The sequence below is a fragment of the uncultured Arcticibacterium sp. genome (genome assembly GCF_964021845.1).
In the GTDB taxonomy this organism is placed as follows: domain Bacteria; phylum Bacteroidota; class Bacteroidia; order Cytophagales; family Spirosomataceae; genus Arcticibacterium.
In genome coordinates this window covers 335,859-347,706 of the sequence record NZ_CAXHZC010000004.1, presented here as the reverse complement: position 1 = coordinate 347,706, position 11,848 = coordinate 335,859, and the positions used below count along the sequence as shown (strand labels likewise).

At 38.1% G+C, this 11,848-nt stretch carries 14 protein-coding genes; 11 read left to right on the top strand and 3 right to left on the bottom strand.

Annotated features, from left to right (window positions below; genetic code table 11):
* Position 1 precedes the first annotated feature (1 nt).
* Positions 2-829 carry a sulfurtransferase gene (locus AADJ06_RS13835; RefSeq protein ID WP_341227062.1) on the bottom strand — a complete coding sequence of 276 codons (828 nt, stop codon included), beginning with the start codon at positions 827-829 and terminating at the stop codon, positions 2-4.
* A gap of 149 nt (positions 830-978) precedes the next feature.
* Between AADJ06_RS13835 and AADJ06_RS13830 the strand changes: the two genes are divergently transcribed.
* The 9 genes from AADJ06_RS13830 to AADJ06_RS13790 all read left to right on the top strand — a co-directional run bounded on the left by AADJ06_RS13830 (position 979) and on the right by AADJ06_RS13790 (position 8,887).
* The gene (locus tag AADJ06_RS13830; RefSeq protein WP_341227061.1) at positions 979-2,463 is read left to right on the top strand and encodes a glycine--tRNA ligase; all 1,485 of its coding nucleotides are present in this window, start codon (positions 979-981) and stop codon (positions 2,461-2,463) included.
* A 110-nt stretch (positions 2,464-2,573) separates the two neighbouring features.
* Complete coding sequence (locus AADJ06_RS13825) at positions 2,574-2,984, top strand: antitoxin Xre/MbcA/ParS toxin-binding domain-containing protein (RefSeq protein ID WP_341227060.1); 411 nt, start codon at positions 2,574-2,576, stop codon at positions 2,982-2,984.
* Complete coding sequence (locus AADJ06_RS13820; RefSeq protein ID WP_341227059.1) at positions 2,981-3,439, top strand: RES family NAD+ phosphorylase; 459 nt, start codon at positions 2,981-2,983, stop codon at positions 3,437-3,439. Before AADJ06_RS13825 ends, AADJ06_RS13820 begins: the two co-directional genes overlap by 4 nt.
* 73 nt (positions 3,440-3,512) lie before the next feature.
* Positions 3,513-4,379 carry a hypothetical protein gene (locus AADJ06_RS13815; protein WP_341227058.1) on the top strand — a complete coding sequence of 289 codons (867 nt, stop codon included), beginning with the start codon at positions 3,513-3,515 and terminating at the stop codon, positions 4,377-4,379.
* Positions 4,380-4,495: 116 nt separating this feature from the next.
* Positions 4,496-5,374 (top strand): hypothetical protein, encoded by an 879-nt coding sequence (locus AADJ06_RS13810; protein ID WP_341227057.1) that lies wholly within the window; start codon positions 4,496-4,498, stop codon positions 5,372-5,374.
* Between the two features lie 29 nt (positions 5,375-5,403).
* Positions 5,404-6,981 (top strand): serine hydrolase, encoded by a 1,578-nt coding sequence (locus AADJ06_RS13805; protein ID WP_341227056.1) that lies wholly within the window; start codon positions 5,404-5,406, stop codon positions 6,979-6,981.
* 413 nt (positions 6,982-7,394) lie between these two features.
* Entirely contained in the window at positions 7,395-7,970 is a 576-nt protein-coding gene (locus tag AADJ06_RS13800) for an RNA polymerase sigma factor (RefSeq protein ID WP_341227055.1), read from the top strand.
* Entirely contained in the window at positions 7,963-8,277 is a 315-nt protein-coding gene (locus AADJ06_RS13795; protein WP_341227054.1) for a hypothetical protein, read from the top strand. Before AADJ06_RS13800 ends, AADJ06_RS13795 begins: the two co-directional genes overlap by 8 nt.
* A 70-nt stretch (positions 8,278-8,347) precedes the next feature.
* Entirely contained in the window at positions 8,348-8,887 is a 540-nt protein-coding gene (locus AADJ06_RS13790) for a hypothetical protein (protein ID WP_341227053.1), read from the top strand.
* Between the two features lie 3 nt (positions 8,888-8,890).
* Here AADJ06_RS13790 and AADJ06_RS13785 read toward each other — a convergent pair whose 3' ends face one another.
* Positions 8,891-9,346: a tRNA (cytidine(34)-2'-O)-methyltransferase gene (locus AADJ06_RS13785; RefSeq protein WP_341227052.1), complete on the bottom strand. Its 456-nt coding sequence runs from the start codon at positions 9,344-9,346 to the stop codon at positions 8,891-8,893.
* A gap of 2 nt (positions 9,347-9,348) precedes the next feature.
* Positions 9,349-9,723 carry a hypothetical protein gene (locus AADJ06_RS13780; protein ID WP_341227051.1) on the bottom strand — a complete coding sequence of 125 codons (375 nt, stop codon included), beginning with the start codon at positions 9,721-9,723 and terminating at the stop codon, positions 9,349-9,351.
* Between the two features lie 124 nt (positions 9,724-9,847).
* Here AADJ06_RS13780 and AADJ06_RS13775 point away from each other — a divergent pair, with 124 nt between their 5' ends.
* Entirely contained in the window at positions 9,848-11,278 is a 1,431-nt protein-coding gene (locus AADJ06_RS13775) for a nucleoside hydrolase-like domain-containing protein (protein WP_341227050.1), read from the top strand.
* Between the two features lie 49 nt (positions 11,279-11,327).
* Positions 11,328-11,720, top strand: a complete 393-nt coding sequence (locus AADJ06_RS13770) for a hypothetical protein (protein WP_341227049.1) — start codon at positions 11,328-11,330, stop codon at positions 11,718-11,720.
* The last annotated feature ends 128 nt before the right edge of the window (positions 11,721-11,848 follow it).

The window sequence follows — 11,848 nt, the reverse complement described above, 5'->3', positions numbered from 1 at the left end:
ACTATTTAACCACCGGTAATTCCCCTGGCATCCCCCACTCTGCCCAGCTTCCGTCATAGACAGCAGCGTTTTTATAGCCTGCTATTTCAGCAGCAAGAGCAATTACAGAGGCTGTTACGCCAGAACCACAGCTCATAACTAAACTTTTGTTATCTAGGTCAAAGGTTTCAAAAATAGCTTTTAACTCCTCTTTAGATTTCATGTGAATGCCATCTTGAACGGTAGGAAAGGGTAAACAAACAGAATTAGGAATATGACCTCCTCTTAAACCTGCTCTTGGCTCGGGAGCTGTTCCATCAAACCTTCCTTGCGAACGAGCATCCATAATCTGATAGGAGCTATTATCTATAATTGACAAGACATCATCAGCTCTGTAAAACAGTTTTTTATCTGTTTTAGCTTCAAAATCCCCTTTGGCTACTTTTGGCCATTCTGCTTTTACCGTTTCAAAACCTGCTTCTTTCCAAGCTGGATATCCACCATCTAAAACATAAACCTCTCTATGCCCCATGGCCCTAAACATCCACCAGGCTCTTGCACTTCCGTAGGTTCCTACTTGGTCGTATACCACAATTATGGAGTCCTTATTAATTCCAATATTTTGAGCAGCAGCCGTAAAGTACTCGTCTGAAGGCATCATATGCGGCAAATCAGTATCTAAAACACTGAAATCAGCATTAATATCCATCATGACAGCATTCGGAATTTTATAGCCAGACTCCCAGTCATCCGGTGCTTTCACTGGTTTCATTTTAGCTTCTACAATCACCACATTCGATTGCTCATTTAACCATTTTACACTTACTAAAGGGAGATTTTGCTGCTGCATACTGTTTTGTCTGTTATTAGTCCTCATCAATTAATCGAAATTTAAGAGCATTTCCTTAGTTTTGCGATGCTTTTGAGGGATTTAGTGATTTATCTTCTTTGATTAATCCTTTCTCAGCTCAATATTTTCAGAACAAAAAAGATATAATCATGTCGGCACCAGCCACTACTCTTCAAGATATTATTGCTCACGCAAAAGAATACGGTTTTGTTTTTCCATCTTCAGAAATCTATGACGGTCTTCAGGCTGTTTATGATTACGGACAAAACGGTGTAGAATTAAAAAATAACTTAAAAGCTGTATGGTGGAAAGCCATGACGCAGCTTAATGACAATATTGTTGGGGTAGACGCAGCCATTTTCATGCATCCATTAACTTGGAAAGCCTCTGGCCACGTAGACGGTTTTAACGACCCGATGATTGACAATAAAGACAGTAAGAAAAGATACAGAGCCGACCAACTTTTAGAAGGTAAGGCTGAGTTACTTTCTGAAGCTGGAAAGGAGGATGAAGCAAACGCCCTTTTAGCTAAAATGGGTAAACTTTTAGGAGACGAAGACTTAGAAGGCGTAAGAGAATTGATTATCTCTGAAAACATTGTTTGTCCTGTTTCAGGAACTTTAAACTGGACAGAAGTTCGTCAGTTTAACTTGATGTTTTCTACGCAAATAGGTTCTGTGGCAGACGACTCTAGCACTATTTACCTAAGACCTGAAACGGCCCAAGGTATTTTTGTCAATTTCTTGAATGTTCAGAAAAGTGGTCGCATGAAAGTACCATTTGGTATTTCTCAGATTGGTAAAGCTTTTAGAAACGAAATTGTGGCTCGTCAGTTTATTTTCAGAATGCGTGAGTTTGAACAAATGGAAATGCAATTCTTTGTTCGCCCTGGCACAGAGATGGAATGGTATAAAGAATGGAAAGAAACTCGTTTAAGTTTTCATAAGGCCATTGGATTGCCTGCGGAGAGTCTAAAATATCACGACCATGATAAATTAGCTCACTATGCTAATGCAGCGGTTGACATTGAATATAAATTCCCATTTGGTTTCCGTGAGATTGAAGGAATTCACTCGAGAACAGATTTTGATTTAAGTAATCACCAAGCTCTTTCTAAAAAGAAACAGCAGTACTTTGACCCAACTGTAAACCCAGAAACTAATAAGCCTTACGGAAACTATATCCCTTACGTGGTAGAAACTTCTGTGGGAGCTGATAGGCTTTTCTTAGCTACTTTCTGTAATGCTTTCACAAAAGAAATGGTAGGCGAAGGTGAGAAGCAAAAAGAAAGAACATACCTGAAACTACACCCTGCTTTGGCTCCTGTGAAAGCCGCCGTGCTTCCTTTGGTTAAAAAGGATGGCTTAGCTGAACTAGGACAAGAGATAGCGAACTCCTTGAAATCATCTTTCAGAACAGTTTATGATGAAGGAGGAGCCATAGGTAAAAGATATACCCGCCAAGATTTGATAGGAACTCCGTTCTGCATAGCGGTAGATTATGAAACCAAAGACGATAACTGTGTCACCATAAGACACAGAGACTCTATGGAGCAAGAGCGAGTGCCAATTTCAGAACTTAAAGAAAGAATAGGCCGAGAAGTAGCTGTAGAGCGTATTTTGGAGGCTATTTAATATATTTTATTTATTATTTTTATTAGAGGGAGCCAATGGTTCTCTCTTTTTTTGGGGATAAATTTGACAATTGTCAATAAATTTACGACTTTTGTTTAAAGGAAAATGATATGGGAGAAGATAAAAAATATAAAATCATTGATGATAACCAGAGTCTAAACATAGCAGAAGAGGCCATGGCAGGTTATGGTTATGCATACGTGGCAAATTTGCCTGTGAGTAAGAGTTTTTCTCAAAAAGACTGGTCAAATTTCCTTCATATTTCTGAGCGTACCATCATCAGGTATCGTGAGCAAAACAAAAAATTTGACCCACTCCAAACCGACAGAATAATCCTTCTTGAAAACCTTTATGACTTTGGTTTGAGTATTTTCGGTAATGAAAACACTCTCAATCAATGGCTCATAAATAAGAACCTAGCCCTAGGTGGCCGCACTCCAAAAGAGCTTCTGGTTACCTCTTTCGGCATTACCATGGTCAAAGACGAAATAGGAAGAATAGCCCACGGTGTACTTGCATGATAGTTTATCGTTTGGCTTCTGGTCCTTACAAAGAAGACATTTCTGGTACTGGTGCTAGACTCTTTGGTGGCAGATGGAACAGCAAGGGTATGCAGGTTTTATACACTTCTAGTTCTATAGCTCTTTGCACGGTGGAAATTTCGGTTAGAACTCCCCTTCATAGCTTACCAATAGATTACTTCCTTATCAAGGTTTATATACCTGACGATTTCGCTATTTATCAAATCCCAAACGAAGTACTTCCAGATGGATGGGATGTACTTCCGCATGGAGATTTTACGCAAAAACTTGGCGATAGTTTTCTTAAAAAAGGAGACTACCTCCTCATGAAAACGCCTTCGGCTTGTGTGGAGGGCGACTTCAACTACCTCATTAATCCGTTTCACCCTAATTTTGATAAGGTTAAAATAATAGAGACCAAGAAATTTGAGTTTGACTCTAGGTTGTTCAATTAAGTCATTAGAAACCCTTTTCTATAGATTTAGGCACTTGAATGATTAATTTAGATGTTCAATCTAATTTAACCCAATGAAATCATTATACATTATTGCCCTATTAGCCTCGGGGTTTCTCTTTTTAAAATGTTCTGAAAGTAGTAAGGAAACAAGCCAAACCTTAGAGCCACCCCAACTGACTATAGCCTGGGAAACGGACACCTTACTTCAGATTCCTGAATCGGTAATTTATGATAAAAACAATAATGTTTTCTATGTCTCATGTATTGGTCCTAAGACCACTGCTGCTCATGACGGTGATGGCTATATAGCTAAAGTTGGCCCAAACGGAGAAATTATAGAAAACAAATGGCTTACTGGGCTGGACGAACCCACAGGCTTGGCCATTGTGGGCGATACGCTCTATGTAGCAAATATTGACCAGTTGGTAAGTATACAAATAAGCACCGCTGAAATAATCAGCAAGCAAGATATTGCAACCACTACATTTCTTAATGATGTGGCTTCCAACAGCAGTGGCGATGTACTCATAGCCGATACTGACTTAAACGCCGTTTTTATTAAATCTGGCGAAGAGATTTCCATCCTTTACCAAAGTGAAGAACTAGGTGGGCTCAATGGTATTTATTGTGAAGAAAAAAGAACCTTACTAACGGGCTCCGGATCAGGAAAACTATATGCTCTGGAAAACGAAACTTTGACCGTGCTTGCTGATAGTATGAAAGGTGCTGATGGTATTGAAAAGTATAAAGACGGGTATTTTATCTCTAGCTGGAAAGGTCAGCTTTACTACTTAGATACCAATGGTAAACGGAGCAAACTACTTGATACCGAGGCTCAAAAAGTGAACGCGGCAGACATTGACGTAATAGAGGAGCAGAATCTCCTAATTGTCCCTACTTTTTTTGCTAACAAACTAATTGCTTATAAAATTGACTGATTAAATGCATTTCTTAGTCAGAGCTATATAGTTTCAAATCAATGTTTTGACGAGCACATGAGCATTCAAGATAAATTTTATAATTTTATTCTAATTAATCATAAACTCAACCTAAAATGAAATCAACCCTTTTATTGGCCCTTATACCTTGTGCCTTATTTCTTAGCTGCTCTAGCCAACCAGAAGACGCTACTGAAGAAACTACCGAAACAATATCCTCTGCCGCTCCCTCTTTGAGTGTCGCGTGGAAAACAGACACTACCTTAATTACACCAGAATCTGTCATTTATGATGCTAACAATGATGTCTACTATGTCACTTGTATAGGTGTGGGCAGAGCAGCAGATTTTGATGGTGACGGATATATTGCGAAGGTTGGCCCAAATGGAGAAATCATTGATAATCATTGGATCAAAAACCTTGACGACCCAAAAGGTCTTGCTTTGGTAGGCTCTACCTTGTATGCGACTGACTTAAATAAGCTTATTTCCGTAGATGTGAATACTGGTGAAACTACCATAGAAATAGTAGAAGGTGCTCAGTATCTTAATGATGCCGCATCTACACCAGATGGTGACATTATTCTAACTGATTCTGATTTAAACACCGTCTTTTATATTTCTAATGGCGTGACTACTGTGGCTATTGCAGATACAAGCCTTGGAAGACTTAATGGTGTGTTCTATGAGGCAGAAAGAAACCTTTTGGCAGGTTTTAATTCAGGGAAATTATATAACCAAAAAGGTAAAGAACTAAGCGTATTAGCTTCGGGTATGAAAACCGCTGATGGTATTGAAGCCATAGGCGATGGTTATTTTGTTTCCTGTTGGGACGGTCACATCTATCACTTTGACAAAGACTGGAATAAAACGTTAGTAAATGATACCTCTGTAGATAATATTGGTGCCGCAGATATTGACTATATAGCAGATAAAAAGCTTCTGGTAGTTCCTACTTTTTTTGGGAACAATGTAGTGGCATACCATGTGAAATAGTTCTTTCAGTAAATCATTCAACCCAGAAAATGACATCAAGAAGAGAGTTTATAAGTAAAGGTTCTTTAAGCCTTTTAGGTTTAACTGCCTTACCAGCCTTGCTAAGTCAATGTACTTCTGAGGGAACTTCCGTAACAGACATCTTTAGTTTTCCCAGAGTCACTCCTGAGTCTGAGGGAATAGCCTCAGAAGCTATCACGAGTTTTGTAAATGAAGCTAATAAATCAGGTTTAGAATGGCATAGTTTTAAGATTCTTCGCCGTGGTAATGTTATTGCTGAAGGGCATTGGAGCCCGTTTAAAGAGGAATATAAACACACGCTATATTCGCTTAGCAAAAGCTTTACAAGTACGGCCATTGGCCTAGCCGTAAAAGAAGGGCTATTTACGGTGGAAGATGCTGTGATTTCATTTTTCCCTGAAGAACTTCCAGAAACCGTAGATGAGAATCTTCAAAACATGAAGATAAAGCACCTGCTCACCATGAACTCTGGTCATGAAAGTGGTACTCTTGGAAACATGAGAGCAAAAGAGAAAGAACAGACATGGGTTAAATCCTTTCTGGAGCAGCCATTGACTTATACTCCAGGCACTCATTTCTTTTACAATACCGGAGCAACTTATATACTCGGAGCAATTATTCATGCTAAAACGGGTCAGAACCTTGAAGAGTACCTGAAACCAAGATTTTTTGACAAATTAGAAATAAACGATTACGACTGGGAAAAATCTCCAGAAGGGTTAAATACAGCTGGTTACGGGTTGCGTGTCAAAACAGAGGATATTGCCAAGCTAGGTCAGTTTTATCTTCAAAATGGAACTTGGAAAGGTGAAGAAATACTCTCTGCCGAATGGGTGGCTGAGGCCAGTAAAAAGCATACGAAATCACAGGAAGGAGACGGGGACTGGTCACAGGGTTATGGTTATCAGTTTTGGCGATGTAAACCTGAACCAGGCTTTTATAGAGGAGATGGAGCCTACGGCCAATACTGCATCATAATTCCTCCTTATGATATGACTATTGTGGTAACTTCAGAGTCTTTTGACATGGGAAAATCTATGCAGATAATTTGGGATACCATACTTCCTGCGGTAGAAGGAAAACCACTCAGAGAAAACAGAAAAGCACATGCAGAGCTAAAAGCCTTATGTGAAAATCTAAGTATTAGTCCTCCAAAAAGTATTACTAGCTCCGCCAATGCCGCTCAAATAAATGAACAGGTTTTTCAAGCTACTCAAAATGAGTACGGAATTAAGTCCTTAAAGTTTGACATAGCCAGCGACCAAGGAAACGTAATTTTTGATACCACAGATGGCGAAAACACACTAACCTTTGGCATTGAGAAATGGCATACCAATGATGTTTATACCGTCAATAGTTTCCCTGTAGAAAATAGGATTCATGTGCCCTCACTTATAGCAGCTTCGGCTACTTGGATAGATGATAACACTTTACAAATCACCCGTAAATTTGTTGAGGCCATTCATGGAGATACCATGTTATGTAAATTCAACAATAGTAAAGTTGAAATAAGCTTTAAGAACTCTATTTCTCAAAATACCCATAATGGGCAAGATGAGAGAAAACCTTTGATGGCTCAAACATAGTAAGAAGATAAGCTTATATTATTATAAGCGAGAGAATAGCTTCACCAACTTATTTCTCTGCATAGCTACTTCTGCAAGCGAGACACTTTTTGCTTTACAATTGGCTCAATTACTGAATAGCTTCTATAACCATTAGCAATAGTACGAGAAACTTGATAATTCTTTCTCCGTATTTATTGTTCCTCTTTACCTAGTTTAACAACCGATTGGACTAAGCGAAAATAAGTCTTCAAATTATTTCAAACAACACCGCAAGTTTTTTGAGTAACTTTCATCTAAGTATTAAACAATGGATATTTTTTGACAATTTGATGGATGCTTGATGACAGATGAGACATATTTGTTTATTCGTGGAGAATAAAACATTCGACATCAAGCATCACTCCAACTGACTATCTATAAACTAAACTTTTTTGAACGAAAAAGACATAATACTTCAGCTCCAAAATGGGCAAGAAGCTGCTTTTCGGCATGTTGTGGAATTGTACCAAGACCGTGTATATAATACCGTAGTTTCAATTACCCATAATACTGCCGAAGCTGAAGATATATGTCAAGAGGTTTTTATAGAAGTTTACAAATCCGTAGCAAAGTTTAGGGGAGACTCCAAACTAAGTACGTGGATATACAGAATAGCATCAAATAAGTCTTTAGAGTTTTTAAGGAAGAATAAGACTCAAAAACGCTTCGCCTTTGTCAAAAGTATATTTGGAGTTGACAACCAAATGCAGCACCAACCTACTGACTTTCAGCATCCTGGAATCCTGTTAGAAGACAAAGAAAGAGCAAGTAAATTATTTAAAGCGATTGGCAAACTACCAGACAACCAACGTGTAGCGTATACTCTTCATAATATTGAAGGACTAAGCTATCAGGATATTTGCGACACTATGGAGCTTTCAAAATCGTCTGTAGAATCATTGCTTTTTAGAGCGAAACAAAACTTAAAGAAATTATTGGAAAAATTTTACGAAGAAGAATATGGATAATTTAAACGACGAAATAGAAAAAGCCCTTGGTCTAACTAAACGAATGGAGCAGGTCAAAATGCCAGATTTTTTCTATACCAGATTGAAGGCAAGGATGGAAAATGAGCTGATAGCCAAACCAAAGTTTAACTGGGCACTAAAGCCTTCTTTTGCTATTCCTGCTTTAGCTTTTGTGATGCTTATCAATGTGGTTACAATTGGGCAGCTTGTTCAAAAAAACGATGATACGGCTAATAATCAATCGCCTATTGAATCATTCCAGTCTGAATATAACCTAAACGCCGACTATGGTTTAGAACTATATTAAACATTAACGATATTTTCTTTAGCAGAAATTAACCAAGCGAAAGAAGAAACTCGGTCAAACTAAGAAAAAAATGAAAGATTTAAATATAAAATGGCTGTGGGTTTTAGGAGGTTTACTCCTAATAAATTTAGGCCTCTTACTTTACCTGCTCTTTGGTAATACCGCCAAAAAACCAATGCTAGAAAGAAAGCCACTTTTAGAGGCTATGCTTAATTTTGATGAAGAACAAAGCATTCAATTTGAAGCTCTTAAAAATGCTCACCACGAAATCATTACTGATAATAACAAAAAAATTAAAGTGCTAAAAAATAGACTCTTCACTGATATAGAGAACGATGAAGAGAATGACGCCGCTGCTACCGCTCAAAGAATTGGGGAACTTACCGCCACTATTGACTTAGAAACTCGAAAACATTTTAAAGAGGTAAGAGAAATATGCAATGAAGAGCAAAAGCAAAAATTTGATGACTTTTTGAAAGAAGTTTTAGCAGGAAATAGACCTATGAACGCTCCTAACGGTGGTGAGCACCCTGGCCCGCCTCCTGGCGAAAGGCCACCAATGCAAGGCGGCCGCCCTCCCATGGATGGAATGCAACCTCCACCAAGATGACCTTCAAGTATTAATTTGCCTTAAACCTTCAAAAACAGCTACTGCTACGGCATTGGCTAGGTTTAAACTTCTTATATGCTCGCTGTATAAAGGTATTTTGTAAAGTTGTTCAGCATGAGCGTTTGTAATCTCTTTTGACAAGCCTACCGACTCCTTTCCGAATACCAAAAAATTGTCATTTTCATAGGGCAAATCCCAATGGCTTTTTTCTCCATGTGAAGAGAAAAAAGCCATTTTTTTATCTGCGTTCACTTCGAAAAACTCAGCCACATTTTCATAGTAAATCACCTCCAGATGCTCCCAATAATCTAAACCAGCTCTTTTTAAACGCTTATCTGAAATTTCAAAACCAAAAGGTTTAACCAAATGCAATGTAGAGCCAGTTCCTAAACAAAGCCTCCCTATGTTTCCTGTATTATTTGGAATTTCAGGTTCTATCAAAACTATATTGAATGCCATTTTTATTTCAATAATTTGCCAAAGAGTATCAATCCGAAAAGTATTGCGAAAATCAAATAGATTCCAGTCAAAATGGCCATTCCCCCATAAACCTGATTTCGCATTTCCCATTTGGCCAAGGCTATTTCTGCAATAGCAAAGTGTGAAAAATTACCCAAAGCCACTGGTTTGCCATAAATACCGCCAATCACATTTGACTTACCCATCCAGTTTACCATGGCAAAACCAAAGTAGAGTGCTCCTAAAATTTGAAGAATGATAGTGTTGCCCATTTCTAAGCCCAAGAAACCAACTATTTCTTCGGGAAGAAAAGTAAAAACAAGGGCGGCAATACCTAAAACAATAGCCGAGGCCGCCATAATTAGTTTAGAATTCATACGCTAAATTAAATAATATAGAACTCAAAGGTAGCACATATTAAATGTCATAAAAACACTTCATTTCCTATTCAAATATTATCTTTAAGCAGAAAAAATATTCAAACCCGATAAAACTATTGAAATGCTAGATTCTAAACTTAAAAGTAAGGCTATAGTCTTGCTAATCTTTTCCTTATGTCAGATAGCACTGGGTTCTTTTGCTCAAGAAAAACCCAGAATATTGGTTCTTACAGACATTGAAAATGAACCTGACGACGCCATGTCATTAGTTAGATTTCTTACTTATGCCAATCAGTTTGATATTGAAGGTTTGGTGGCTACCACTTCTGTTCATCAAAAAACAGAAATAGCTACTTGGCGAATAAAAGAAATAGTCAAAGCCTATGGTGAAGTAAGAGATAACCTTGAAATACATGAAAAGGGCTACCCAACCGAAGCTTTTTTAAACACGCTCATTACGGAAGGCAAAAAAGCCTATGGCTTGGATGCCGTGGGTAAAGGCATGGACTCTCCTGGTTCTGAATTAATTATAAAAGCTGTTGACAAAAGTGACGACCGCCCACTTTGGGTAACCGTTTGGGGTGGGCCAAACTGTTTGGCACAAGCTTTATGGAAAGTCCGTGAAACACGTAGCTCTAAAGAGTTGGCTAAATTCGTTTCAAAAATCAGAGTCTACACTATATCAGATCAAGATAACAGTGGGCCATGGATTAGAGAAAATTTCAAAGAACTCTTTTACATTGCTAGCCCTGGTTTTCATCCTTTTGGAGGTTACCATAATGCTACCTGGACGGGTATAAGTGGAGATAAGTTTCATGGTCGATTTGCCGGAGCCGATTTTGAGATTGTAGACAACCCTTGGTTAGACAAACATATTAGGTCAAAAGGCCCCTTAGGAGCTCAGTACCCACATATGGATTTCTTAATGGAAGGAGACTCCCCTAGCTTTATGTATTTAATAAACAATGGATTAGGCAGTTCTGAGCATCCAAACTGGGGTAGCTGGGGTGGTAGGTACGAGTTTTACCAACCACGTACAGAAAGATGGTTTACCCAGCCTGAAACACGTCCGCTATGGAATAATGCTCAGGATGAGGTAATGGGAGAAGACGGAAGCTGGCACACTAATAATAAGGCTACTATATGGCGATGGAGAACCGCCTATCAGAACGATTTTGTAGCCAGAATGGACTGGACTATAAAAGATTATAAAAACACCAATCATCCACCAGTAGCTAAGTTAAGCTCACAGGCTGAAATTGGTGCCAAAATAGGCGACAAAATAATACTAAGTGCCACCGGTTCTACAGACCCAGATGGTGACCAACTATCTTATAACTGGTTTTATTATCAAGAGCCTGGAGATTTCAACATCTCTAATGGCCGAACTGGTAACCCCATTAATATTGAAAACCATAATCAAGAAATAGCCACTTTAATCATTCCTAAAGCTCAAAGATTAGGCGACCTTCATGTAATCTTAGAAGTAACGGATAATGGCACGCCTGCCCTAACTAGATATCAGCGAGTAATTATTAATGTAGTAGAGTGAAATACAACCATCCTGAGGATTAAGCCGTTATATCATAAAGAGTCATTTTATGAAAACAATTATCATCTTAATCCTCAGTTTAGGTTTGGTAGAATCCTGTACAAAGGAAGACATCGAAAATAACGCATTTTCAGTTTTAGACGGAAAATGGTTATTAGAGTCAGCCTCATGTTTCTGTTACTTTGAAGACGATCTAGATTTTAGCAAGCATACAGTAACTTTTGACGGAAATTCAAAAAAACTTACTATTACTAACCCAGAAAGCACCTTTTTCATCTCTAAGTCTGACGAATACAATTACACGGTAAACGGTAATTTAATTACTATAGAAGGGGTTGACGGTTACTTTTATGAATTTAAAAATGGTAAACTTCTGCTTATAAGAGATGATGATCCACAAATTGCCGATGATGAATTGACTTTGACTTATACTAAAAATTAAGTCATCTATTTCTTATACTTTCTCCATAAATAAAACCTTCTCCTAATCAGGTTGTCAATGTTTTAGGTCCTTCCCTTTTGCTCAAAAAAAGATAAACTCCAGATAATCCTTTTTTGTCTTTTCTTGGC